The following is a 26,337-nucleotide window of genomic DNA, read 5'->3' as shown; positions in this document are numbered from 1 at the left end:
TTCGCTAGCGAACAAATTTTTAACATGCTCCCTTAATTGGGTGCAAATTAAGCATTGATTTAAAAGTTAATAACTTGATCTAGGTTGCAAAGCACACAGCTTTTACCCCTCAATCAGTGTTAGAATACTTGCCATCAAAACTAGATAAGATTGAACTGGAATTTAACGGAATGACCGAATTAAAAAACGATCGCTATTTACGCGCACTTTTAAAACAGCCTGTTGATTACACACCGGTATGGATGATGCGCCAAGCTGGCCGCTATCTTCCAGAGTACAAAGCAACGCGTGCAGAAGCAGGCGACTTCATGTCTTTGTGCAAAAACGCGGAACTTGCATCAGAAGTAACCCTTCAACCTTTACGTCGTTTCCCGCTTGATGCGGCAATCTTGTTCTCTGACATCCTAACGATCCCTGATGCTATGGGTCTAGGTTTGTACTTTGAGACAGGTGAAGGTCCTAAGTTTGAGCGTCCTATCACGTGTAAAGCTGACGTAGAAAAAATTGGCCTGCCAGATCCAGAAGGTGAGCTGCAATACGTAATGAACGCTGTTCGTCAGATCCGTAAAGATCTGAAAGGCGAAGTGCCACTGATTGGTTTCTCTGGTAGCCCATGGACACTCGCGACATACATGGTTGAAGGTGGAAGCTCTAAAGCGTTCACTAAGATCAAGAAGATGATGTACGCAGAACCACAAACACTGCACCTGCTTCTAGATAAGCTGGCTGACAGTGTAATTGAATACCTAAACGCGCAAATTAAAGCGGGTGCTCAATCAGTAATGGTATTTGATACATGGGGTGGTGTATTGACTCCTCGTGATTACAACCTGTTCTCACTGCAGTACATGCACAAGATCGTTGATGGCCTAATCCGTGAAAACGAAGGTCGTCGTGTTCCAGTTACTCTGTTCACTAAGAACGGCGGCATGTGGCTTGAGTCTATCGCAGCAACTGGCTGTGATGCTGTAGGTCTAGACTGGACAATCAATATCGCAGACGCGAAAGCTCGTATTGGTGACAAAGTAGCACTGCAAGGTAACATGGACCCTTCTATGCTTTACGCTCAACCAGAACGTATTCGTGAAGAAGTAGGTAGCATTCTTGAAGGCTTCGGTGACGGTGGTACAGGTCATGTATTTAACCTAGGCCACGGTATTCACTTAGATGTGCCGCCAGAAAACGCTGGTGTATTCGTTGACGCTGTTCACGAATTGTCTAAGCCTTACCACAAGTAATTCTGTGTAAGATGATTGAAAGCGCTGCTGGGCAACCCGCAGCGCTTTTTTATTGCCTGAAGCTTGGCATTTAATACTTGTTGAATTTCGTCACGTACAGTTAATTAGGCATTTAGATCATGGTAGGCCAAATGCTCTGAGATGTGCTTTCGGATATAAGGAATAACCTCACTTTCAAACCAAGGGTTCTTTTTAAGCCAGATATTATTACGCGGTGAAGGGTGGGGAAGTGGTAAAAACTCTGGTGCCCAAGCCTGCCAGTTTTTGACAGTCTCTGTTAATGTTTTGGTTGTCCTTTCCTTCAAATAATAGTTTTGCGCATACTGCCCAATCAAAAGTGTCATTTGAACATTGGGCAGTGACTGCAATACTTTCTTATGCCAGAGCTCAGCACATTCTGGCCTTGGAGGGAGGTCGCCACTTTTTCCTTTCCCCGGGTAACAAAAACCCATAGGCACAATCGCCACTCTTTGTTCGTCATAAAAGGTATCGCTGTCTATCCCGAGCCACTCTCTTAATCTTTCACCACTGGCATCGTTCCAAGGGATGGATGACTCATGCACCTTGATACCCGGCGCTTGGCCTATGATCAGCAAGCGCGCGTTTGGATGTGCTTGAATGACAGGGTTGGCACCATGCGAAAGGTGAGGCTCACACGCTGTGCATTGTCGTATCTCTTTAAGTAGCGAAGAGGACATCAGTAGCCTTTATCAAAATCAATGATATGGTTCAGTGTAAAACCATCTCGCCACTGTTGGTAATTCTCTGTGAAGATCTCGACCACTTGTCTTGGTTCACTGAGTGCAGCAATGTGTGGCGTAATCGTCACTTGCGGGAGTTTCCAGAAAGGGTGGTCTTGCGAAAGGGGCTCGCTTTCAAATACGTCTAAAAATGCGTGTTCTACCCATCGGTTTTTAATCGCTAACAACAAGGCTTTGTTGTCTAAGCTTTCCCCTCTGCCGACATTAAACAGCAGCACATTAGAACAATAACTGAGAGTAGTTTGATTAAGCAGTTGATGGGTTTCAGGTGTCGATGGCAGGGTATTGACCACAATATCTGCTTGCTTGAGGGCGGCTTCTAACTCATTGATGTGGAATGTATCTTTGAAGGTCTCTTGTTTTGATGGGATACCAGTGCGGTTGACACCAATGGTATGAATGCCAAACGCTCCAGCGGTTTTTGCTAAATGGCTACCAATAGACCCCGTTCCTAAAATCACCATGGTTTTGTCAGTTAGGCTAGAATAAAGCTGAGGCTGCCAGTTTCCTTGCTGTTGTTGCTGGTGGTAATGAGGAAAGTGTCTAAAGTGGCTGATTGCGTAACCTAAAACGTACTCCGCGATAGCAGGACCGAAGATGCCTTTGACGTTGGTCAGCGTGTAATCCTGACGAAGCTCTGGCTGAGTGAGCTTATTGATGCCAGCGTAGGTGCTTTGTACCCAATCAAGCGTTTTAAACTCGTTAAGACGCTCGGCTATCAGGGGGGGTGAGGCTAATACAATCTCAGCTAACTCGGGGTTTTGAGTGATTTCTAAGTCGGGTAAATCCTGGTTTAGAATCAGTTGCGTATAGGTATCGTCATGCTCAGTAAGAATATAGAGCTTATTCGTAAAATTGTTCATCGGCTTACCTTTTCCCTCCAGGGTTTATCAAGTACACTTTCGCTGTCTTTTTCTGCAATTATTGAGTGACTATGCTTCAGAATCCACTGCAGGTTCGTCTTGAAAAGTTAGAACCTTGGCAACAAATTACCTTTATGGCGTGTCTATGTGAGCGTATGTACCCTAACTATGCCATGTTTTGTGAGAATACAGAATTTGCGGAAGCTCGAATCTATCGTGATGTTTTGGATAGCATTTGGGAAATCCTAACGGTTAAAACGGCAAAGGTGAACTTTGAACGTCAACTAGAGAAAGTAGAAGAACTATTCCCTAGCGCAGATGATTTTGACTTCTATGGTGTTTACCCTGCTATGGACGCGTGCCAAGGCTTAGCAACGCTGATCCATGGCCTTCTTGACCGTGAGCACATGTTTGAAGCTGTGATTAAAGTGAGTCAACAATCGGTGAAGACGGTTGCTGAGCTTGAGTTTGCTCAAGGCGCAGATGAAGTGACAAACGAAAATCAGAAAGAAAACGAAGCGGTGTGTGAAGAGTGGGATGTTCAGTGGGCCATCTTCCGACCTCTACGTGAAACGACTGAGCGTGACCTAGAGCTTATTAAAGACCTACGCCACGAACTGCGTGAAGACCCAGTCAGTAACATTGGTGTCGCGTTATAATTCGTTATCGCATCAAAGTACGAATAAAAATAAAGGCTCCCTTGGGAGTAATGCCAGTCAGTTAAGCTGACTGGCATTTTTTCTGTTCGTTGCATATTTCTTGGGTTTCAGTTTCACCCAACGAGGGGAACTTCTATCTTCTCTTCGAGGTGGCAGGGTAAACATGGATATTTGCTTGAGTAGTACTTCATAATGTTTAGGAAGTTTTCCAGGACTCGTTAAAGGTAAAGCCGCGAAGTATTGAGTCACAGCCATAGCACTACTCGTAAAGCTTAATTGATTTGGCCAAACGCTATCTAATTGACTCGCAGCCTTTGTCATGACTTGTCTTATAAGGTTATAGGCGAGCAAAATTCCCCAGAGCTCCTGCTTGACCATATCTGGGCGCTTACTGCGTAATGTATACTCACTATCAAGCAAGGTTTGCTTCATTTCCCGATAGCCTAATTCGATTTCCCAACGATAGCGATAAAGCTCTACGATGTCTTCACCAGGAAAGCGCAACCCATCACGCATTGATGTAAGCACCTGATATGTCTTTCCTTTGATAATTTTCGACACTAACCTTGCTTCTATTGTCTCAGGGAGATCACTGAACTTCTTTCTTGCCTGATGTGTCGTTTTTATATCAACGATAGCGTCACTCTGACTGTATTTATGAACGACTTCATACTGGAAGTCTTTTTTCACAGGGAGCATCCAATGCCTTTCTTTGCCTACCTTATTCCAGCGATTAAGTAGCCCTAGAGAGTAGTATCCTTTGTCAAAAATAGTCAACGAATGATCGGGGGTTTGTTCAATGAGTTCTTCTGCAAGGCGCATTTCGCTGGTGCGATAGTCAGAGAATGTACTATCGATTAGTTGATGACTTGTAAGCTCCATCAAGCAAACCATACGTACCTTAGGGTAAATATTCTCAGATGATTGATTGCTTTGTGCTTTAAACTCTTGATGATTTTCAGGTGTATCTGTCGTTCTCCAAACGACACCATCGACGGATAGAAGGTTTAGTCCACACCAAGTTTCGAAGTTAGACGATTGATAGCTATGCGCAGCCATCTTCTTAAAGACTTGCTTAACACCTTCTTCGCCTAATCTCTGTCTCGCTTGAACAACAGCACTTGGGGCAACAAAGCGCTGTTTGTCTGGCAGAACAATATCGAGTTGGTTAGCGATATCCCAAACAGATTGTTGACGAAAGAGACTCATTCCAACAACGGACCAAAGTACAGCCTCCAAAGGTAACCGTCTTCTTCTAACGGTTGCGACGCCAGCTTGCTCAAAACCCTGCTGGATAAGCTCTGGACTAAGAATTTCAGAGTATTTTTCAAAGTGGTGAAAGGTATTACATGACTGAAAAGTATTGACAAGTTGGCTTTCTAAAGACATAAAAAAATCCGATATTAGTTTCCTAATATCGGATTTTGAAGCCTTTTGAGGATCGGTCAAATGATCTCACAAATTTCTTAACTGATCGGCATTACTCCCTTGGGAGCCTTTATTGTATCTGATGATATCAAATCTAGATTAAGCGTCTTTTTTCTCTTCTTTTGGCGCTTGCTCTTCATCCGCAGTTTTTGAATCAGAGGTTTCGTTGTCTGTTGGAGCTTCTTCCGTTAGCTCGTCCTCTTCATCGCGGTTTTCGATAACACCGTGCGTCTCTTTCCACTTCTCCCAGCGTTGAAACGCCAGTTCTTGCATGTCAGTGGTCTTATCCGCTTCGTCGACGATCTCTTCGCCTACAAGGTGCTCAAAGATATCTTCTAGAGTGATAATGCCCTGAATTGTGCCGTACTCATCAACAACCAAAGACAGTTGCAGACGGTTTGCCATCATTTGGTCAAATGCTTTCGCTAGGCCCATGTTGTTCAGTAACACGTGAATAGGACGCATCACTTCACCTAGCGCTTTTTCGCCACAACCGGCTTGCTGCAATCTAAACAGCTCTAAGCGGTGGACAAAGCCGATGATGTTATCACTCTGCTCGCTGTAGACCAGTGGGCGAGAGAATGGCGTGTCTTTGTGTTGCTCAAGGAAAGTATTCACACTCATTTCCGCATCAACACGGAATACAACCGGGCGTGGCGTCATTACTTGAGTCACAGGCACGTCTTGAATGCCAAGTAGGTTGCTCAGGATTTTTGATTCGCCTTCTGCAAACTCACCGCTCTCTTTTGCCAAAATTGCCATTGCAGACAACTCATCACGCATTTTTGGTGCTTGGTGACCGCGAGCCAGACGCTTTGTAATTTGCTCTGAGAACCAAACAAACGGAGTTAGGAAGAACACCATCCAACGAAGTACAGTTGATGATGCTGGAGCAAGTTGACGCCAGTAGGTTGCACCAATCGTTTTTGGAACAATCTCAGACAAGACCAAAATACCCAGAGTTAGCACGGCTGAGAATACACCCAACCATTGGCTACCAAATACAACCGCTGCTTGTGCACCCGCTGTCGCTGCACCGATAGTATGCGCGATGGTGTTGAGCGTTAAAATTGATGCCAGTGGACGGTCAATATCTGTTTTCAGTTTGTCTAATGACTCTGCTGCAGGGTGCCCATTTTGTTTTAGTTGAGCAATGTAGCTCGGACTAATACTCAAAAGTACAGCTTCCAAAACAGAACAAATGAAAGAAACTCCAATAGCAATGGAGACGTAAATAGTTAGCAGCAGCATGTTTGCCCTTAAATTAAATTGTACGCTTTATCAGCGATTCAGCGTGGATTATAGAGAAAAAGTAGTGGCTAGGTCATCATTAATTTTGCGCTGAGCCCCTTTTAAACAAGGGCTTGCTCAATAAAATCAGTAACAAATTGTGAGTTATTACTCATATTATGGCTAAAACTACGGCATTAGAGCTAAAGATCGACGACAAACCTTTGCCAGATGGGGCATTTATGTTTTAGAGTGAATTGAATTCAAAAATACAAAGAAGGGAAACCTAAAATGAACAAGACTCAATTAATCGACTTTATTGCTGAAAAAGCGGACCTTTCTAAAGCACAAGCTAAAGCTGCTCTAGAAGCGACTCTTGGCGGTGTTACAGATGCTCTTAAAGATGGCGATCAAGTTCAGCTAATTGGTTTTGGTACTTTTAAAGTAAACCACCGTGCAGCTCGCACTGGTCGTAACCCAAAAACTGGTGACGAGATCCAAATCGCTGCTGCAAATGTTCCAGCATTTGTTGCAGGTAAAGCGCTGAAAGATTCAGTGAAATAATCTAAACTGTACCGAGGTAGTCGTATTCCACCTCGGTACAGGTTTTTATGAAAAAAGCATTTCTTCTCGTTTCACTGTTATCTACATTTCTCATTGGCTGTTCTTCAACAAGCCCTCGCAAAAACCTAGAGCAATTTGAAACTCATACCGGCGGCCAGGTCATGGGCGACGCGACAAGTTTCTACTGGGTCACCAACAAGCTAACACAACCTCATACTTCAGCTGACTACGTCACTGTGGGCGATTACGGCTGGTACCAAACTGACTATGCTTGGTCGGAAGGTGTACTGCGTGAATTCATTCGTGAAGGCGAACAGCGTAATTCATCGAATGAGCTAGTCCCTTATCGCGTCCATGTGCGTTTCAATAAGTCAGGCGAAGCTGTGTATCAACAGTATCGTCTTAACAACAAGATCTTACCTATCCAAGCTAAACAGCTTGAGAACTACCAGAAGGAAGCTAAGTCGGTTCTAGATACCACAATGAAGCAGTATGACGAAGGTTTTCGATTGATTCAGGGTTACTGGAATGGCAGCTCTTTCGAAACATGTTCTGGTGGCGAATTTGATAGCTTTGAGTTTAACCAGACCTTACCAAGCTTCGTGATTGACCGATTGGCGTCTGTGGAAAGCTATGCCGCGTTTCTAGGCAGCGATTCACTCGGTAAAATGTCGGTTGAAGAGTTACTGATGTTAGCTGATGACAGCCATGACTGTGTGACAAGGCCATCATTACTGAAAGAGTAGTGAGCAATCAAAGAATTAAGAGTATTTGGCCTATGGTAGGCCAAGTGCTGATTTATCTGTACAGCCGCAGATGAAGCAATAAAAAGGCGCCTTAGAGGCGCCTTTTTTCATTTTGTTGCGAACAGTTTTTGCGTCACTCACTCACCGTATTCGGATTAAGCGAGTGACGATATTGATTACTGCTCTTGCTCGCGCGCAATCGCACGGTAACCAATGTCATTGCGGTGGAACATACCATTCCAGCTAACTTGCTTCGTTAACGCGTAAGCGCGCTCCTGAGCCTCAGAAACTGTGTTACCTAGCGCTGTTGCACAAAGTACGCGGCCGCCGTTTGTCACAACGTCGCCAGCTTCGTTATTTGTAGTACCTGCGTGGAAAACCTTTTGGCCTTCAACTTCGCTTGTTGGTAGTGAAATAACGTCACCTTTTGCGTAGTCAGCAGGGTAGCCGCCAGCTGCAAGAACAACACCGATCGAAGCGCGTGGATCCCACTTAGACTCAGCTTCGTCCAGTTTCTCGTCGATAGCCATTAGGCAAAGCTCAACAAGGTCTGACTCCATACGCATCATGATAGGTTGCGTTTCAGGGTCGCCGAAGCGGCAGTTGTATTCGATAACCTTAGGCGTTCCATCAGCATCGATCATTAGGCCAGCGTAAAGGAAACCAGTGTAAGGTGCGCCTTCAGCGTCCATACCGCGTACCGTTGGGTAGATAACTTCCTCAAGGATGCGGTTGTGGATTTCAGGAGTCACAACTGGAGCTGGAGAGTAAGCCCCCATGCCGCCAGTATTAGGACCAGTGTCTTTGTCGCCAACACGTTTGTGATCTTGGCTGGTGGCCATAGGAAGAACGCTAGAACCGTCAACCATTACGATGAAGCTTGCTTCTTCGCCTTCAAGGAACTCTTCAATCACCACGCGGCTGCCTGCCTCGCCAAATGCGTTGCCAGCAAGCATGTCTTTGATTGCGTCTTCAGCTTCTTCAAGTGTCATCGCAACGATAACGCCTTTACCTGCAGCAAGGCCATCAGCTTTTACTACGATTGGCGCGCCCTGCTCACGTACGTAAGCGATAGCTGGATCAATCTCAGTGAAGTTTGCGTAGTAACCCGTTGGGATGTCATGACGAGCTAGGAAGTCTTTAGTGAATGCTTTAGAACCTTCAAGCTGCGCTGCTGCTTGAGTCGGGCCAAAGATAGGCAGACCAACTTCGCGGAATGCGTCAACCACACCAATCACTAATGGCGCTTCAGGGCCAACGATAGTCAGTTCGATTTTTTTCTCTTGAGCAAACGCGACTAAACCTGCGATGTCTTCAACGCCGATGTTTACGTTCTCAAGTTTCGGCTCAAGCGCAGTACCTGCGTTACCTGGAGCAATGAATACTGTTTCAACGTTTGGGTTTTGTGCTGCTTTCCAACCCAAAGCATGTTCTCTACCGCCAGCACCGATGATTAATACGTTCATGTTTCAATCCTTAAGTCTTTAATTCTTAAAAGCCCCTCAAAGTTGAGAGGCTCGATAATTACTAATCGTTTAGATAAACAGGAAATTAGTGGCGGAAGTGACGCATGCCTGTAAAGATCATCGCCATGCCGTGCTCGTCTGCTGCTGCGATAACTTCGTCATCACGCATAGAGCCGCCCGGTTGGATAACACACTTGATACCCGCTTCTGCTGCCGCGTCGATACCGTCACGGAATGGGAAGAATGCATCTGATGCCATCACACAACCTTCAACCTGTAGACCTTCGTCTGCAGCTTTGATGCCTGCGATTTTCGCAGAGTAAACGCGGCTCATTTGGCCTGCGCCTACACCGATAGTCATGTCACCTTTCGAGTAAACGATCGCGTTAGATTTAACGTACTTCGCTACTTTCCAGCAGAATAGCGCATCTTTTAGCTCTTCAGCTGTAGGTTGGCGCTTAGAAACCACTTTAAGGTCGTCTTCAGACACCATGCCTTGGTCACGGTCTTGAACTAGCAAGCCACCGTTAACGCGTTTCACGTCAAAGCCAGTTGTCTTAGTTGTCCATTCGCCACACTCAAGTAGGCGAAGGTTTTTCTTAGCCGCTACGATTTCTACTGCTTCAGCAGAAACAGAAGGTGCAATGATAACTTCAACGAATTGACGCTCAGTGATAGCCGTTGCTGTTGCTGCGTCTAGTTCACGGTTGAAAGCGATGATGCCGCCAAATGCAGACGTTGGGTCTGTTTTGAATGCACGGTCGTAAGCTTCTAGGATGTCTTCACCTAGTGCTACACCACATGGGTTAGCGTGCTTAACGATCACACATGCTGGCTGGTCGAACTCTTTCACACACTCAAGTGCTGCGTCAGTGTCAGCGATGTTGTTGTAAGAAAGTGCTTTACCTTGAATTTGGCGAGCAGTAGACACTGACGCTTCTTCTGGGTTTGCTTCAACGTAGAATGCTGCTGCTTGGTGGCTGTTCTCACCGTAGCGCATGTCTTGTTTCTTCTCGAACTGCTGGTTGAATGTACGAGGGAATTTAGACTCTTCGTCACCTTCTTTGTTCTCGCCGTAGCTAGGAACCATAGTGCCGAAGTAGTTTGCGATCATGCCGTCGTAAGAAGCTGTGTGCTCGAATGCTGCGATAGCTAGGTCGAAGCGAGTCTCTAGCGTTAGAGATTTCTCGTTCGCGTCCATTTCAGCAACAACGCGCTCGTAGTCGTGTGCGTTTACAACGATAGTCACGTCTTTGTGGTTTTTCGCTGCAGAGCGAACCATTGTAGGACCGCCGATGTCGATGTTCTCAACAGCGTCAGCAAGGGTACAACCTTCTCTAGCAACGGTTTCTGCGAATGGGTATAGGTTTACAACAACCATATCGATAGGGTTGATACCGTGAGTTTCCATCACGTCATCGTCTTGACCACGACGGCCTAGAACACCACCATGAACTTTTGGGTGCAGAGTCTTAACACGGCCATCCATCATTTCTGGGAAACCAGTGTAGTCAGATACTTCTGTAACAGAGATGCCTTTTTCAGCAAGCAGGCGAGCAGTGCCACCGGTAGATAGGATATCTACACCACGGTTAGCAAGAGCTTGTGCAAATTCAACGATACCAGTTTTGTCTGATACGCTGATTAGAGCGCGGCGAATTGGACGAGCGTTATTCATGCTTCCATCTTCCTCAAATTCATGGGGTTAAAATAAAGATATTTGCCAAAAAAGAACTTGTTTCTATCTTCTTAGCGTGGATTATCTTAGATACCAGTAAGAGATAAAATATTGGCCAGTTTTGGTAAAGACCTTTTGGGTTTGTCTTATGATCTAGCTATAAGATAACCAACTCCAAATTTGATGGCGCAGATTCTAACTAATTTATTACAAAAAAGCTCGCGCAATCGTTTGGCATCTCAAAATTAATTATGAAAAGTACCATTTCAGCCTGAAAAGTAACGATAAGGTTAATTGTGGAATGGACGAAAGAGTAGGAAAAAACATGTTCCAGATCGGTGAATTAGCGAAACGATGCGGTGTGACGGCCGATACCTTGCGATTTTATGAGAAGAATAACCTGATAGCGCCAGCCAGTCGCAGTGAGTCTGGTTATCGTCTCTATGATGAAAATAACCAGAAACAGGTGACCTTTATTCTCAAATCCAAAGAGTTGGGGCTGAGTTTGGATGAGATTAAAGAATTGCTTGAGATTCGTTTGGAAGCGACGCAGCACAGTTGTGCCGAAGTGAAGTCGATTACTACAGCCAAGTTGGAGATGATCGATGAAAAGATTACCGAGCTCACCAAGATTCGTACGGCACTCAAGAAGATTAATGATGCGTGTTGTGGCCACATAGACGACGATGCGAGCCATTGTTCTATTCTGGCAGCCTTAGACTCAGCTAATCTTGATAAGGGGCGTTGCTGTAGCTAACAGCGCCTTTCATAAACAGTTCTGATGCTAGATTCTTTCTGGTACTCAATCGACAAGCCAAAAAAAAGCCAAACTCAATCAATGAGCTTGGCTTTCAATTCAATTAATTACGAAAGAACGATTAGTTCATGCCGTATTTTTTAAGTTTCTTGCGAAGAGTACCGCGGTTGATACCCATCATAGTTGCTGCGCGAGTTTGGTTACCGCGAGTGTACTGCATGATGGTGTCTAGTAGTGGCTGTTCAACTTCAGCTAATACTAGTTCGTATAACTCGCTGACTTCTTGACCGTTTAATTGAGCAAGGTAGTTTTTCAATGATGCTTTCACTGAATCACGTAGTGGTTTCTGCGTGATTTGGTCTTGTGATGTTACTGTAGTCACTGTCAATGCTTCTGAAGTCAGATTTTGTTCGAACATATTCGGTCTAGCTCTTCTCGTAATTATGGTGCAACGTTATCAAAATAACCTTCTAGCGCCTCAAGCTGCAGATCACCTGCTTCGAGTGCGTTGAAGGTACGGCGAAACTCACTCGCTTGTTCATGCTCTTTTAGATACCAACCCACATGCTTACGAGCGATGCGAGGGCCTAAAAACTCTCCATAGAATTCATGCAGAGCGTTAACATGACCAAGCATGATGTCCTTCACTTCCAAGATTGGGAGCGGGTCCATCGTGGTGCCGTTTTCCAAATAGTGTAGGATTTCGTTAAAAATCCACGGACGACCTTGGGCAGGACGACCAATCATCAAAGCGTCAGCGCCGGTGTACTCCAGCACAAACTTAGCTTTTTCCGGGCTATCGATATCACCGTTAGCAATAACCGGAATAGATACAGCTTGTTTCGCCGCTTTAATGTGTTTGTATTCTGCCTCACCTTTGTACATACAAGCGCGAGTTCTCCCGTGAAGGGCAAGTGCCTGTATGCCGCAGTCTTCGGCTATTTTAGCGATTTGGACACAGTTTCTGTTATCTGTATCCCAGCCTGTACGAGTCTTTAACGTTACTGGAACGTCGACTGCGTTTACGACAGCCTTCAAGATCTCTTCAATGAGTTCTGGATGCTGAAGTAGGGCAGAGCCCGCAAGCTTCTTATTCACTTTTTTGGCTGGACAACCCATATTGATATCGATGATTTGCGCACCGTTATCGACATTGAATTGAGCAGCCTCGGCCATAAGCTGTGGATCTGCACCAGCGATTTGTACTGAACGAATGCCCGATTCGCCTTCATGTACCATACGCTGCTGAGACTTCGACGTTTTCCAAACCTTAGGATTGGAGGACATCATTTCACTGACTGCCATCCCCGCACCATAGCGAAGACACAACTCACGGAATGGTCTATCCGTTACGCCAGCCATTGGAGCGACGATTAGATTGTTCTTAAGTTGATAATTTCCGATTTTCAAAACGTCATCACAGTTCTGTACCAGCAAGGGCGCGCATTTTACGCATTTTTTCGCTGCGTGAAAAGACTAATATTTGAGCATTTACAAATTGTTTTTGTAATTTGCATAAAATTCAATCAATTAGCGCCCAAAGTCTTGTCTAGCCTTGCTTGCGACCAGAGATACGACACCACTCTTGTTGCTCGATGATCGGATCAATGTGAAGCTCATCACGATAATAAGTCGCAACATCTTCCGCTTGTGTATCTAAAACACCCGACATCGCAAGTACACCATTTGGCTTAACTAGGCCTTTAATGATGCCTGAAAGGTCGCGTAATGGACCCGCAAGAATGTTGGCAACAACAACGTCAGCCAGCAAACCTTCAGGTTGATCTTGTGGCAAGAACACCTCTAGTTGCTCAGCAACGCCATTGCGTTGTGCGTTGTCTTTTGATGCAAGCAGAGCTTGAGGATCAATGTCGATCCCGATAACTTTTGCTGCGCCAAGTTTGATCGCTGCGATCGCTAGGATGCCTGAACCACAACCGAAGTCGATCACGGTTTTGCCTGTAAGGTCTAGGCCTTCAAGCCACTCAAGACACAATGCCGTTGTTGGGTGAGTACCTGTACCGAATGCAAGACCTGGATCCAGCATTACGTTTACAGCGTCAGGTTCAGGGATATCGCGCCAGCTAGGGCAGATCCATAAACGCTCACCAAACTTCATTGGGTGGAAGTTGTCCATCCATTCACGTTCCCAATCCTTGTCTTCAATTTGCTCTACTTTATGAGCAAAGTCTGCAGGGAACATGTTGCTTGCTTTAATCTGCGCTAGAACGACACCAGTATCAGTCTCAGCGTCGTAAAGCGCGAGAATGTCAGTATCACCCCAAAGGCGAGTTTCACCCGGCAGAGGCTCAAATACAGGGGTATCTTGTGCATCCAGGAAAGTTACAGAAAGAGCACCAGTCTCTTCCATTAACATGTCGCCGATTTGTTCGGCATTTTCATTGGTAGCATTAAGCTTGATTTGAATCCAAGGCATGGCTGCATCTTCTATATGAGAAAAATTGGATGGCGAGTCTAGCAGAAAATATGAGCAAATTCACCAAAACCCCACGGAATAAAATGGGGATTAAAGATTGAGTTTTTCGGGGCTCTAAAAACAAAAATGCTCACCGAAGTGAGCATTTTAAATGTTCTTAAAAGAACCGATTACTTAGGGTTAGTTTTATTGCAGACCAAGCTTCTTCTCAAGGTAGTGGATGTTCGCACCACCGTGTTGGAAGTTTTCGTCGTTCATAATAGACAGTTGAAGTTCAGTATTAACGTTAATACCTTCAACGATCATCTCACCCAGTGCGTTCTTCATACGAGCGATAGCAACATCACGGTTCTCACCGTAAGTGATCAGCTTACCAATCATTGAATCGTAGTGTGGTGGCACTGTGTAACCTGTGTAGATATGAGATTCCCAACGTACGCCCATGCCGCCTGGTGCGTGGAAACGTTCAATCTTACCTGGAGAAGGTAGGAAACGAACTGGATCTTCAGCATTGATACGACATTCGATTGAGTGGCCACGCAGCTTAATATCATCTTGAGTGAATGATAGAGGCTGACCAGCAGCAATACGCAGTTGCTCTTTCACTAGGTCGATACCCGTTACCATTTCAGTAATCGTGTGCTCAACCTGGATACGAGTGTTCATTTCGATGAAGTAGAACTCACCATTCTCGTATAGGAATTCAAATGTACCTGCGCCGCGGTAACCAATCTCAAGACAAGCACGAGTACAGCGTTCGCCAATGTACTTACGCATCTCTTCAGTGATACCTGGAGCTGGAGCTTCTTCAACAACTTTCTGGTGACGACGCTGCATTGAACAGTCACGCTCACCTAGGTGGATAGCATTACCTTGGCCATCTGCAAGCACTTGTACTTCAATGTGACGTGGGTTTTCTAGGAATTTCTCCATGTAAACCATGTCGTTGTTGAAACATGCTTTTGCTTCAGCACGAGTCATCGCGATAGCTTCTGTTAGTTCTGCTTCAGAACGAACAACACGCATACCACGACCGCCGCCGCCGCCAGATGCTTTGATGATTACTGGGAAACCAATGCGCTTAGCGTGCGCTTTGTTTTTCGCGTCGTCATCATCAAGAGGACCGTCAGAACCTGGTACACAAGGTACGCCAGCTTTCTTCATCGACGTGATAGCTGACACTTTGTCACCCATCATGCGAATAGTTTCAGCTTTAGGGCCAACAAAGATAAAGCCACTGCGCTCTACCTGTTCTGCAAAGTCTGCATTTTCAGATAGGAAGCCGTAGCCAGGGTGAACGGCTACTGCACCTGTAACTTCAGCAGCGCTGATGATACGAGGGATGTTTAGGTAGCTATCGATACCACGAGCTGGACCGATACAAATGGTTTCGTCTGCAAGCAGTACGTGCTTAAGATCGCGGTCAGCTGTTGAGTGAACAGCTACCGTTTTAATACCAAGCTCTTTACATGCACGCAGAATACGTAGTGCAATCTCACCACGGTTCGCGATTACTAATTTATCTAACATAATGAGTGCTCTCTATTATTCGATAATTACTAGAGCTTGGTCGAATTCTACTGGTTGACCGTCTTCAACTAGGATAGCGGTAACAACACCAGACTTATCAGCTTCGATTTGGTTCATCATTTTCATTGCTTCAACGATACATAGAGTTTCGCCAGCTGTTACTGATTGACCAACTTTAACGAATGGTTTTGCGTCTGGGCTTGGAGCGCCGTAGAAAGTACCAACCATTGGAGAAAGAACTTGGTGTCCCGCTGGAACTGCTGGAGCCGCTGCTTCTGCTGCTACAGGTGCCGCCGCAGGAGCTGCTGCCGCTGCTACAGGAGCTGGAGCTGCTGCATATTGAACAGGTGCTACAGGTGCAGTGCTGTTACGACTGATTCGTACTGACTCTTCACCTTCAGAGATTTCTAGCTCAGAAATACCAGACTCTTCAACCAATTCGATTAGCTTTTTGATTTTGCGAATATCCATTGTTTCTTTCTCTTTATCTGTTAATTGAACTTACTCTATGACTGAGTAGGTTAGTAATAGTTCGTTGTTTATGTTTACTTTGAGTTGAGCTTGCTGAGCGCAGCGGTCAAAGCAAATTGATAACCTTGGGCACCTAAGCCACAAATCACACCTTCTGCTTTATCAGATAGGTAAGAGTGGTGACGGAATGGTTCACGCGCGTGAACATTCGATAGATGAACCTCAATAAATGGGATTGCTACGCCAAGTAGTGCATCACGCAGTGCCACACTGGTATGTGTAAAGGCTGCTGGGTTGATAATGATAAAATCAACATTTTGATAAGCACTATGGATCGCTTCAATCAGTTCATACTCGCGATTTGACTGTAAGTGAGATAGCTCAACATCGTGTGCTTTCGCTTGCTCGGTCAATGAGCTAATTATCTGGTCAAGTGTTTGAGAACCGTAGTGTGCCGGCTCTCTTAGGCCTAACAGGTTAAGGTTTGGGCCATTTAAAACTAGAATGCGAAACTTTGTAGACATCGTGGGGCTATCTTCCTTTATCGTGTTTACGAACGTGAATGTTGCCATTTTATTGAAAATTTGCGGTTAATTTCTAGTGAGAAAAACCCAAATTTAAAAATTAGAACCAGATTATAGCTAATTCAGCGCAAATCGCAGCAATTTACTGGTCTAATCTCCTATTGATACAGCGTGGAATTGTTACCAACTTAACAAAAAAGCGCCTTAGCCTTAATTTGGGGCGGGATATTTGAGATCAAGATCAGCCATAAAAAAACCGCCACATAGGTGACGGTTTAGGTAAGGTCTGTTTTAAACAGTAATTCAGGGTGTGACTGGTTGCTTATGCCAGTTCTGCTTTCTCGGCAATCAGCTTATCAACCACACTTGGGTCTGCCAAAGTAGAGGTATCACCTAGGTTACCTGTATCGCCGGTAGCAATCTTACGCAGGATACGACGCATGATTTTACCTGAACGAGTTTTCGGCAATGAGTCGGTCCAGTGCAGCACATCTGGCGTTGCGATTGGGCCAATCTCTTTACGTACCCAGTCTTTTACTTCTTTATGAAGTTCAGCAGTTGGGAACTCGCCATCATTCAGCGTGATGTAAGCGTAAATCGCTTGGCCTTTAATATCGTGAGGAATACCCACAATCGCTGCCTCTGCGATCTTATCAAACGCGACTAGAGCCGATTCAATCTCTGCTGTACCCATACGGTGGCCAGATACGTTAAGTACGTCATCAACACGCCCCGTAATCCAGTAGTAGCCATCTTCATCACGACGAGCGCCGTCACTGGTGAAGTACATGCCTTTAAATGTAGAGAAGTAAGTCTGTTCAAAGCGGTCATGATCGCCATGCACGGTACGCATTTGGCCCGGCCAAGAATCTAGGATTACTAGGTTGCCGTCGGTTGCGCCCTCAATGATGTTACCCATGTTATCAACCAGTGCTGGTTGAACACCGAAGAATGGACGCGTCGCTGAGCCTGGTTTTAGATCGGTTGCGCCCGGTAGTGGTGCGATTAAGATGCCGCCCGTTTCTGTTTGCCACCATGTATCGACAATTGGAGATTGCTCATTACCAATCGTTTTGTAGTACCACTCCCACGCTTCTGGGTTGATAGGTTCACCTACTGAGCCCATGATTCTTAGGCTATCACGAGAAGTGCCTTCAACAGCCTCGTTGCCTTTCGCCATTAGTGCACGAATTGCTGTTGGCGCAGTATAAAGAATATTCACTTGATGCTTATCGACCACTTCACTCATGCGGCTTGTGTTCGGGTAGTTCGGTACGCCTTCAAACAAAATGGTTTTTGCACCATTAGCGAGTGGCCCGTAAACAAGGTATGTGTGACCCGTAATCCAACCCACATCCGCAGTACACCAGAAGGTTTCGCCTTCTTGGTAGTCAAATACGTATTTAAAGGTCATCGCTGCATAAACAAGGTAACCACCAGTGGTGTGCATAACACCTTTAGGTTTGCCCGTTGAGCCTGAGGTATAAAGGATGAATAGTGGGTCTTCTGCGTTCATCTCTTCTGGTGGGCAATCTGCAGATACATTAGCAATAGCATCGTGCCACCACACATCACGGTGTTCATGCCAAGCAACATCGCCGCCAGTACGCTTGAATACCACAACCTTTTCGATGTTCTTCACTTCAGGGTTAGTCAGCGCTTCATCAACGTTTTTCTTCAATGGAACAGCACGGCCGCCACGCACGCCTTCATCGGCAGTGATCACGACTTTAGAGTTTGAATCGATAATACGACCAGACAGAGCTTCTGGTGAGAAACCACCGAATACCACTGTATGAACCGCACCAATACGGGTACACGCCAGCATAGCAACAGCTGCTTCAGGTACCATTGGCATGTATAAACAAACCACATCACCTTTACGTACGCCTTGCTCTTTCAGAGCATTTGAAAACAGGCACACTTCTTTGTGTAGTTCATTAAAAGTTAGAGTTTTATCATCGGCAGGGTCATCACCTTCCCAGATGATTGCGACTTCATCACCGCGTTCTGCAAGGTGACGATCGATACAGTTAGCCGATACGTTAAGCGTGCCATCTTCAAACCAGCGGATGTCGATATGACCAGGGTCGAAAGAGGTATTTTTTACCTGTGTGAAAGGCTTAATCCAATCAACGATTTTTCCGTGTTCACCCCAAAAGCCTTCAGGGTCAGAAACAGATTGCTGGTACATGGCTAGGTAAGTGTCATTATCCGCGTGTGTGGTTGATTTAATATTTTCTTTTACCGGATAAACGTGGGCTTCACTCATTGCATCTCTCCTTGTGCCTACATTCCTAATGAACTGGCAACTTCCTTTGTGTTCAGTTTCTAGGTCTATTACAGAACCGTCTTTGTGTTATCACTCTCGGCTAGGACGGCGATTTCCACAATTAGACTTTAGGATGAGACGCCGCTTTTCACTTAAAAAATAGCGAGTTAAGTTCATTTTTGAGATGTTGCTCTCTATGTAGAAAGCCAGTGGTTGAATTAAGAGTAAGAAGAGTTGAATCGGGGCAAGTCGCCGTGCTTTAGGCGAACAAAGATCAGCGCAGCGGAGATAGCGTCTTGTAATGCATCATGTTTATTGACTGGAATAGGCAAATCGAGCTGGCGACAGATGGCATCCATACTGAGATCGAAGTAGGCGTTGGGCAGCTGTCTTTCGAGTTTGTCTTGGTAGAGTTGGCTCACTTCGACTAATCGGTTAGGCAACGGAAATCCGAGCTGTTTTAAACAGGCACGGTCGAGAATTTTCTTGTCATAGCGGATGTGATAGCCGACTAAAGGACGATTACCAATGAAGCTCAGTAGTTCTATTAGGGCTTGTTTCTCTTCGATTCCGTGCTTGAGATCTTGATGGCGAATACGGTGGATTTTTATCGAATTGCAATCGAGTGATTGAGGCGCCCGTAGCCGCACTTCAAAAGGTTGGCTGGTGATGATTCGGTTACCGATGATCTTTGTCGCGGCAATGGTCACCAGTTCGGCTTGATTGGGATCGAGGCTGGTGGTTTCACAATCGAGTGAAACATATTCTTGATGAACAGGCGCAGTAAATAGAGGCTGATATGAAGAGCCTTTGAGCTTGTGATGCCAGTAATAGCGAACCAGTCTATTCATCGTTCAATCGCCTAGTCCCTTATCTGATAGTGATAGCCAAGCCATTGCTTGAATTTCTTAACCACGTGCAGGCTATGACGAAGCAGATCTCGGTCTGCTCGTTCCATCAATTTGACGTCGATTTTATTACTGCTGTGCTGTTGCGATAGGCGTTGCGATAAGCGCCACTTAAAGAACTGCTTGAGCGCTTCATTGAGGTTATCCGCGGTGCTTTGCTCTAGCACTTTCTTACTCACGAGATGCTCAATACGTTCAAAGGTGTTATTGACCGTGACACCATGTTCAAGGCTCAGTGCTCTCACACCGTGAACAATTGGGAAAATACCGCCTTGTTTGATGTCGAGTCCTGACTTGGACTGTTTCACGTTACCGAAAAGGGTCAAGGGAACCGAGAAGTTAAGGGCTGGGCGGCAGAACTCGGTCAGAATCAATTCTTGTCCGAGCATCAAATCACTCAAGTGCTGCTTGACCGGTTTTAATAGTTCCCTGTTGCCTGCAACGGCTTGTGCATCCGCCATGATGGCGATATCCATCACTGTCTCTGGCGTTGCTTTTCTTACCCAACTGGTGAGGGTTTGTTTCCATTCTTGCTCTGAATGCACCCATTTCGGGTTGTTGACCATCACGTTGCCCGGGCATAACGGATAACCCAATTGCTGCAGTGTGTGGGTGAGGTCGTTCATGGCACTTTGGCATTGATGCCACTCCAAACCATCTTGAATTATTAACGCGTTATCTTGATCGGTTTTGAGGATTTGCTCTCCACGCCCCTCAGAACCTAGCACGATGAGACAGCAATGATTGTGCAGCGCTGGTGGGATAACCAACTCAAACGCTTTCTCTATGATCTGTTCATTTACGGCTGAAATTAGCTCCATGATAAAGCGTGTACGAATGCCATTACTGAGTAGGCTTTCGACCAATTGACGCTGCTTGTTGGAAGCCATGGCCAGTTCTTCAATGCTGGTGGCTCGCGCAATTCGCAAAGTAAGCACGTGCGAGTGAGTAGAGAACGCACTGAGTATTTGCGTCATATCCACCATGCCCACTGCGTTTTGACCATCACAAACCATCAGCCTTTTTACACGATTTCGGGTCATGGTTATCATGGCATTAAATAAGAAATCGCCTTGATTAACATGCAGAACAGGGAAGGTTGCTATCTCGCCAACCGCAGTATCGAGTGGGCGATTATCGAGCATCACCGCGTGCAATAAATTGGTTCGTGTGACGATTCCATACGGGAAGATACATGATGATCCAAAAGCTTTTGGAACATCATGATCTAAATGAACCAGAGCCGAGTCAAGCCCTTGTTCTTTCAGGGTTTGAGTGACTTGATTAATGGGTTGTTCGGGTTTGAGTATCAGTGGTGGGTGATAAATCGAGTCGTCGACTTTGGTCAGTATGAACTCGGCAAGATTCTGTTGTTGCTGAGCCGCTTCAATCAGTGCTTTGCGGGTAGAGAGGTTACTATCAAAGTAAGCCGCGAACTGGCCATTGGCGTGGTAAAGCTCAAGGAAGATATCTGTTGGTAATAGATAACTTAAGGTATCTTCTAGCGCGATATATTGGTGCTTGGTGTGAGGCTCAAACTGGCTGCGCACATCGAAAATATCGTCATTGGCATAGTGCGCGTAGATCTCACCATCGCTGCTGGCACGCTCTTCGACGGCCCCTTTAATCAGAATATGCAGATGGCGACTTGGGCGGTCGGCCTCCAATATCACCTCGTGCGCTCGGTAATAAACCACATCTAATGAGGAACGCAGCGTTAATTGTTCCGCGTCGGACAGGCTATCGAAGGGCGGGTGCTGCATATTAAATTTATCAGGCATAAGCATCGAAAGAGTTAGGAGTCTCTTTTCAGTCTGACAAATTACCAGCGAAGCTCCAGACGACTTTAGTCTAAATGCGATCGTGAGTGCTGGTGAACGCTGGATATTTGAACTAAATGGGATGTCGATATTCATTGAATACAGGAATGCTATCTCTTCAATAATTCCCTTTTTCATCCTATGCGACGTAGGCATAATTGGTGCTGCTTCTTTTTGCACATTTTATAGGTCGCCTATGTTTAGTCCTTCTCCCTATGGCTGGATCTCCCAGTACTTTCTTGGTTTCTTTTTTGCCTATGGTGTTTATTTGCCATTTTGGGCACTGTGGTTTGAAGACCAAGGCGTTTCTGCAGGTGACATTGGTGTATTGATTGGTATCGGCTTTGCGACGCGTTGTGTGGCAAACCTCGTTATTACGCCTCGTATCCATAAAGTTGAACACTTAATGCCGGCTCTGCGTTGGTTGAGTTTTGCGGCACTGCTGTTTGTTGGCTTCCACTTCTTCACTGGCGGTAGCTTTATATTAATGCTGTTGGCAACGGTGCTGTTTAACCTCTGTTATGGGCCGATCATTCCGCTTTCGGATGCGATGGCTAACCACTACAGCCGTCTTAATATGCTCGACTACGGACGCACTCGTTTGTGGGGGTCGATTGCCTTTATCGCAGGTTCGACTGTGGTGGGTTACTTGGTCGCGCAATTTGGCACGGACATGATCTTGTACACGGCGTTTGCTGGTGTGTTGGTGTCATTAGTGCTGGCGATGAGAAATCCGAACGTGATGCCAGTGACACACTCTCAGCAGCAAGCCGTCCGTCCTAAGCTGGGTGAACTGCTGCGAGAGTCTTCTGTTGTGAAGTTCTTGGCTTTGATGGCACTGCTGCAAGGTAGCCATGCCGCTTATTACAGCTTTAGTGCGATTTACTGGAAAGAAGCGGGGCACTCTGAAGCCATTATTGGTTACCTATGGAGCTTGGGCGTGGTTGCCGAAGTGGCGGTGTTTGCTTTGAGTAAGCGATTGTTCTCTGGGTTAACGTTGCGTACTTTGTTTGTTGTGGCGGCCTTAGGTGTGATGGCTCGTTGGGGTATCACAGCATCAACCACGGCCATTGCTGCTCTGATTTTGGTGCAACTACTGCACGGTGTGACCTTTGCGATGGCACATATCGCTGCGATTCAATACATTCAATCTGAAGAACAAAACAAGATGGTGGCGTTACAAGCTCTGTACAACGCAATCCCGCTGGGCGCATTCATTGCTCTAATGACAACACTAAGTGGTTGGGGCTATGAGCTATGGGGTGCCAATATCTTCTGGGCGATGGCTGCGATGGGTGGACTGGCACTGTTCATTAAACTGGATGAAAGAAGCTCTGTGGTTGAAGTGAATCAACCAGAGTCAGAAGTTCATAGCTGATAACCAATCGTGATTATTAGAGTCTAAAGCACAGAATTTAAGCGATGCGATTGAGTTAATCCCACATCCTTAGTTAAATGAAACCTCTCCCTTATGGAGAGGTTTTTTTATGGATGAAGAAAGGGTTTTCAATGCAAGGATGGGTAGTAATTCCAGTCTCTTTAGCCTACTTGGGCGTGTTATTTCTGATCGCTTGGTATGGAGACAGGCAGGTTCGTTGGCTATCGCGTTGGCGACCGTGGATCTATAGCCTTTCGATTGCGGTGTATTGTACTTCGTGGACCTTCTATGGAACGGTGGGTCAGGCGAGCAATAACCCTTGGTCTTTCTTACCCATCTATCTCGCACCGATTCTGGTATTCACTCTTGGGTGGCGGATCTTAGCGCGACTGATTCTGATAGCGAAGCGTGAACACATTACCTCTATTGCCGACTTTATCGCGGCTCGCTACGGAAAATCCCAAGGCTTGGCGGTGGCTGTCACCGTGATTGCTGTAGTCGGCATTCTTCCTTATATCGCGCTGCAATTGCGTGGTATCACAATGGGGCTCGATATTGTTGCTCCGAGCCTGGCGCAAGATTTTGGCTATCAGGATTATCACGTCTCTTGGTTTGTGGTTGGCGCACTGGCCATCTTCACCATGTTGTTTGGTACCAGGCACATCGACAATACGGAACATCACCGTGGCATGATGATGGCGGTGGCGTTTGAGTCTATCGTTAAGCTGGCGGCATTCTTGATTGTTGGTCTGTTTATCATGTATTTAGCGATGAGCAGCGATAAAATAGACCTGCTGGAAGTGGCGGCTTCCACCTACGAATCACCGAATATTCCGACCTTAATTATTCATACCGTTTTAACCATGTTGGCGATTGTCTGTTTGCCACGCCAATTCCATACCATGGTAGTTGAAAACGAACGCCCTCAAGATCTGCATACAGCACGTTGGTTATTTCCGCTTTATCTTATTTTGATGGGTTTGTTCGTACTGCCAATAGCGTGGGCAGGTCAGGGATTATTGACCGACATGCCAGCCGATACTTACGTGATCAGCGTGCCAATGGCAGAGGGTGCTAATCATATTGCCTTGCTCGCTTTCTTAGGTGGTACTTCTGCTGCGAGTGGCATGGTGATTGTCTCGACCATCGCGTTAGCAATCATGGTTTCGAACGATTTAGTGATGCCTTTGCTTCTGCGTCGTATGCGCTTAACTCAAAGAACCCATCGTCATTTTTCGGGTCTGTTACTCGTTATTCGTCGCGGGTTGATCCTGTTGCTTCTGCTTGGCGCTTGGGTGTTCTATCAGGCGCTCGATACCATTCATTCCCTATCGGCAATTGGCTTCCTTTCATTTGCGGCGATTGCTCAATTCGCTCCGGCACTGATTGGCGGTTTGTACTGGCGTCCGGGTAACCGAAAGGGTGTGTATGTCGGCTTAATGGTCGGTTCGGTGATTTGGCTGATTACTCTGATGAGTCAAACCAGCATGTTGGCAGGCGATAGCGAAAGTAACCTTTTGCTGTGGATTATCACGCCGCCAGAACTGCTCAGTAGCTGGAATATCAGCAGTTCTAACTGGGGCATTGTGCTGAGTATTGTGCTCAATACCTTGTGCTATGCCGTGGTTTCGATGTCGACCAGACCAAGCCTAAGTGAGCGCTTACAATCAGCGGCATTCGTTGGTACGCCACTGCCTGAAAATGAAAATATCAGCCTGTATCAGAACCGTGTAACGGTCGCTGAACTAGAGATGTTGGCATCGCGTTTTGTCGGTCGAAAGCGTGCGAAAAGCGCCTTACACAGCTATTGGCAACAACACGGACAGCCGCTGCTTCCCAATCAACAAGCGCCCGCAAGTTTGATTCGCCATGCAGAGCGCGTACTCGCGGGTGTATTCGGTGCTTCTTCCGCTAAGTTAGTACTTACTTCTGCTCTGCAGGGCAGAAATATGCAGCTTGAAGAGGTCGCGACCATCGTTGATGAAGCCTCTGAACTGTATGATTTTAGCCGTGGTTTACTACAAGGTGCGATTGAACACATTGGTCAAGGCATCGCAGTGATCGATAAGCAAATGAGGCTGGTGGCGTGGAACCAACGTTACTTAGAACTGTTTGAATTCCCTGCGGGTTTGATTCAGGTTGGGCGACCCATTTCAGATGTGATTCGCCACAATGCCGAGCAAGGTTTGTGTGGTCCGGGTGACCCAGAAGATCACGTTCGCCGCCGTGTTTATCACCTTGAACAAGGCACGCGACACACCTCTTCACGTATTCGTCCTGATGGCCGAGTAATTGAGGTGCAAGGTAATCCGATGCCAAGTGGCGGCTTCGTAATGAGCTTTACCGACATCACGGTATTCAGACAAGCAGAGCAAGCGTTAAAAGATGCCAATGAAACCTTGGAATCAAGAGTACACGAACGAACTCAAGAGCTAGAAAAGTTGAACCATCGCTTGGTCAAGGCGACACAAATCTCTGACCAAGAATCGCAATCTAAGAGTCGTTTCTTGGCGGCTGTGAGTCACGACTTGATGCAGCCACTCAATGCAGCGCGCTTGTTTGCTTCGTCACTTTCAGAGGTAGCAAAGGAGCAAGAGGTGAAGCAGCTTTCGTCTCACATCGAGAGTGCGCTAGGCGCTGCAGAAGATCTGATTGGTGACTTGCTAGATATCTCTCGATTGGAATCTGGGAAATTGGAAACCAACATTCACGCGATTGCCGTGCATGACGTACTAACTAACTTGAATGCGGAATTTAGTGCCTTAGCGAGACAACAAAAAATTGAGTTTCAGATGATCCCATCGTCATTGTTCATTCACTCAGACCCTAAGTTATTGAGGCGTGTGATTCAGAACTTTTTGACCAATGCTTTTCGTTATAACCCTGAAGGGAAAGTGGTGCTTGGTGCGAGGCGAGTGAACGGTCAGGTACGAATCGATGTGTGGGATAACGGAACTGGTATTGATGAAGACAAGCAACAAGAGATCTTCGAAGAGTTCACTCGTGGTAGCCAAGTTCGTGCTGACCAAGGGTTGGGGCTAGGGCTAGCCATCTCCAAAGGTATTGCTCATGTGCTTGGTCATCAAATTTCGATGCGTTCATGGCCGGGTCAAGGCAGTGTTTTTTCCATCACCTTAGCTCGAGCAGAAAAAGTTGCTCCAGTCGTGCAAGCTTCGACACCAGTGGTGACCAGCGACATCGAGCATCTCAAGATATTGTGTGTCGACAATGAACGAGAAATTTTAGTCGGTATGGAAAACTTGATTGGACGTTGGGGCTGTGAGGTTAAGACGGCGGTTGATCTGGTCGAAAGCTTGAAGTGTCTCGACGATGGCTGGCAGCCGGATGTCATTTTCTCGGATTATCGTCTCGACAATGGTCGAACAGGCCTTGAAGTCTTACAGCAGTGTCGATTGCGCCTTGGAGATTCTTTTGAGGGGGTCATCATCAGTGCCGATAGAACCGATGACATGTTGGCAGCGATAAAGGCCAACAGCTTTAGCTTTATTGCTAAGCCAGTGAAGCCACTAAAACTCAGAGCGGTATTGAATCGTGTGAGTTAATTCAATTAACTATTAGAGACTAAAAAGGCCTCAGATGAGGCCTT

22 protein-coding genes are annotated in these 26,337 nt (G+C 46.1%); 7 read left to right on the top strand and 15 right to left on the bottom strand.

The features are described 5' to 3' along the window. Nucleotides 1–170 precede the first annotated feature (170 nt). Nucleotides 171–1,238 (top strand): uroporphyrinogen decarboxylase, encoded by a 1,068-nt coding sequence (hemE, locus tag L0992_15100; protein XGB67003.1) that lies wholly within the window; start codon nt 171–173, stop codon nt 1,236–1,238. A gap of 104 nt (nt 1,239–1,342) precedes the next feature. Here hemE and L0992_15095 read toward each other — a convergent pair whose 3' ends face one another. Continuing rightward, the gene (locus L0992_15095; protein ID XGB67002.1) at nt 1,343–1,936 is read right to left on the bottom strand and encodes a uracil-DNA glycosylase family protein; all 594 of its coding nucleotides are present in this window, start codon (nt 1,934–1,936) and stop codon (nt 1,343–1,345) included. Next, nucleotides 1,936–2,862: a D-2-hydroxyacid dehydrogenase gene (locus tag L0992_15090; GenBank protein XGB67001.1), complete on the bottom strand. Its 927-nt coding sequence runs from the start codon at nt 2,860–2,862 to the stop codon at nt 1,936–1,938. The genes L0992_15095 and L0992_15090 overlap by 1 nt, the downstream gene beginning before the upstream one ends. Nucleotides 2,863–2,933: 71 nt before the next feature. Between L0992_15090 and L0992_15085 the strand changes: the two genes are divergently transcribed. Further along, entirely contained in the window at nt 2,934–3,521 is a 588-nt protein-coding gene (locus L0992_15085; GenBank protein XGB67000.1) for a DUF416 family protein, read from the top strand. Nucleotides 3,522–3,578: 57 nt separating this feature from the next. Here L0992_15085 and L0992_15080 read toward each other — a convergent pair whose 3' ends face one another. Both L0992_15080 and L0992_15075 read right to left on the bottom strand, forming a co-directional pair. Next, on the bottom strand, nt 3,579–4,910 hold the full coding sequence (locus L0992_15080) for an IS4 family transposase (GenBank protein XGB66999.1): 1,332 nt from the start codon (nt 4,908–4,910) through the stop codon (nt 3,579–3,581). 138 nt (nt 4,911–5,048) lie between these two features. Then, nucleotides 5,049–6,200, bottom strand: coding sequence for a hemolysin family protein (locus L0992_15075; GenBank protein ID XGB66998.1), 1,152 nt, complete (start codon nt 6,198–6,200; stop codon nt 5,049–5,051). Nucleotides 6,201–6,470: 270 nt separating this feature from the next. On the opposite strand from L0992_15075, the gene hupA reads away from it, so the two are divergent. After that, complete coding sequence (gene hupA / locus L0992_15070; GenBank protein XGB66997.1) at nt 6,471–6,743, top strand: DNA-binding protein HU-alpha; 273 nt, start codon at nt 6,471–6,473, stop codon at nt 6,741–6,743. Between the two features lie 47 nt (nt 6,744–6,790). After that, nucleotides 6,791–7,489, top strand: coding sequence for a DUF1481 domain-containing protein (locus tag L0992_15065; GenBank protein ID XGB66996.1), 699 nt, complete (start codon nt 6,791–6,793; stop codon nt 7,487–7,489). A 176-nt stretch (nt 7,490–7,665) separates the two neighbouring features. Here L0992_15065 and purD read toward each other — a convergent pair whose 3' ends face one another. Together purD and purH are read right to left on the bottom strand one after the other, a co-directional pair. Next, nucleotides 7,666–8,955, bottom strand: coding sequence for a phosphoribosylamine--glycine ligase (purD, locus tag L0992_15060; GenBank protein XGB66995.1), 1,290 nt, complete (start codon nt 8,953–8,955; stop codon nt 7,666–7,668). Between the two features lie 85 nt (nt 8,956–9,040). Next, the gene (purH, locus tag L0992_15055; GenBank protein XGB66994.1) at nt 9,041–10,633 is read right to left on the bottom strand and encodes a bifunctional phosphoribosylaminoimidazolecarboxamide formyltransferase/IMP cyclohydrolase; all 1,593 of its coding nucleotides are present in this window, start codon (nt 10,631–10,633) and stop codon (nt 9,041–9,043) included. Between the two features lie 325 nt (nt 10,634–10,958). Between purH and zntR the strand changes: the two genes are divergently transcribed. Next, nucleotides 10,959–11,390: a Zn(2+)-responsive transcriptional regulator gene (zntR, locus tag L0992_15050; protein XGB68743.1), complete on the top strand. Its 432-nt coding sequence runs from the start codon at nt 10,959–10,961 to the stop codon at nt 11,388–11,390. A gap of 121 nt (nt 11,391–11,511) precedes the next feature. Here the strand turns inward: zntR and fis are convergent, their stop codons facing one another. The 9 genes from fis to L0992_15005 form a co-directional block, all read right to left on the bottom strand. After that, nucleotides 11,512–11,808, bottom strand: a complete 297-nt coding sequence (gene fis / locus L0992_15045) for a DNA-binding transcriptional regulator Fis (protein ID XGB66993.1) — start codon at nt 11,806–11,808, stop codon at nt 11,512–11,514. 23 nt (nt 11,809–11,831) lie between these two features. Beyond that, nucleotides 11,832–12,800 carry a tRNA dihydrouridine synthase DusB gene (gene dusB / locus L0992_15040; protein ID XGB66992.1) on the bottom strand — a complete coding sequence of 323 codons (969 nt, stop codon included), beginning with the start codon at nt 12,798–12,800 and terminating at the stop codon, nt 11,832–11,834. A gap of 139 nt (nt 12,801–12,939) precedes the next feature. Next, the gene (gene prmA / locus L0992_15035) at nt 12,940–13,827 is read right to left on the bottom strand and encodes a 50S ribosomal protein L11 methyltransferase (GenBank protein ID XGB66991.1); all 888 of its coding nucleotides are present in this window, start codon (nt 13,825–13,827) and stop codon (nt 12,940–12,942) included. A gap of 186 nt (nt 13,828–14,013) precedes the next feature. After that, nucleotides 14,014–15,357: an acetyl-CoA carboxylase biotin carboxylase subunit gene (gene accC, locus L0992_15030; GenBank protein XGB66990.1), complete on the bottom strand. Its 1,344-nt coding sequence runs from the start codon at nt 15,355–15,357 to the stop codon at nt 14,014–14,016. 15 nt (nt 15,358–15,372) lie between these two features. Beyond that, nucleotides 15,373–15,828 (bottom strand): acetyl-CoA carboxylase biotin carboxyl carrier protein, encoded by a 456-nt coding sequence (accB, locus tag L0992_15025; GenBank protein ID XGB66989.1) that lies wholly within the window; start codon nt 15,826–15,828, stop codon nt 15,373–15,375. 74 nt (nt 15,829–15,902) lie between these two features. Further along, nucleotides 15,903–16,352: a type II 3-dehydroquinate dehydratase gene (aroQ, locus tag L0992_15020; GenBank protein XGB66988.1), complete on the bottom strand. Its 450-nt coding sequence runs from the start codon at nt 16,350–16,352 to the stop codon at nt 15,903–15,905. A 322-nt stretch (nt 16,353–16,674) separates the two neighbouring features. Continuing rightward, on the bottom strand, nt 16,675–18,624 hold the full coding sequence (gene acs / locus L0992_15015; protein ID XGB66987.1) for an acetate--CoA ligase: 1,950 nt from the start codon (nt 18,622–18,624) through the stop codon (nt 16,675–16,677). A gap of 218 nt (nt 18,625–18,842) precedes the next feature. Beyond that, nucleotides 18,843–19,475, bottom strand: a complete 633-nt coding sequence (locus L0992_15010) for a 3'-5' exonuclease (GenBank protein ID XGB66986.1) — start codon at nt 19,473–19,475, stop codon at nt 18,843–18,845. Nucleotides 19,476–19,486: 11 nt separating this feature from the next. Beyond that, entirely contained in the window at nt 19,487–21,319 is a 1,833-nt protein-coding gene (locus tag L0992_15005; GenBank protein XGB68742.1) for a DUF294 nucleotidyltransferase-like domain-containing protein, read from the bottom strand. A gap of 229 nt (nt 21,320–21,548) precedes the next feature. On the opposite strand from L0992_15005, the gene L0992_15000 reads away from it, so the two are divergent. Together L0992_15000 and L0992_14995 are read left to right on the top strand one after the other, a co-directional pair. Further along, entirely contained in the window at nt 21,549–22,730 is a 1,182-nt protein-coding gene (locus tag L0992_15000) for a 3-phenylpropionate MFS transporter (protein ID XGB66985.1), read from the top strand. 131 nt (nt 22,731–22,861) lie between these two features. Beyond that, nucleotides 22,862–26,293, top strand: coding sequence for a hybrid sensor histidine kinase/response regulator (locus L0992_14995; protein XGB66984.1), 3,432 nt, complete (start codon nt 22,862–22,864; stop codon nt 26,291–26,293). Nucleotides 26,294–26,337 lie beyond the last annotated feature (44 nt).

The organism is Vibrio pomeroyi (assembly GCA_041879425.1).
GTDB classification, from domain to species: Bacteria; Pseudomonadota; Gammaproteobacteria; order Enterobacterales; family Vibrionaceae; genus Vibrio; species Vibrio pomeroyi_A.
This window is presented reverse-complemented; position numbering and strand designations above follow the sequence as displayed.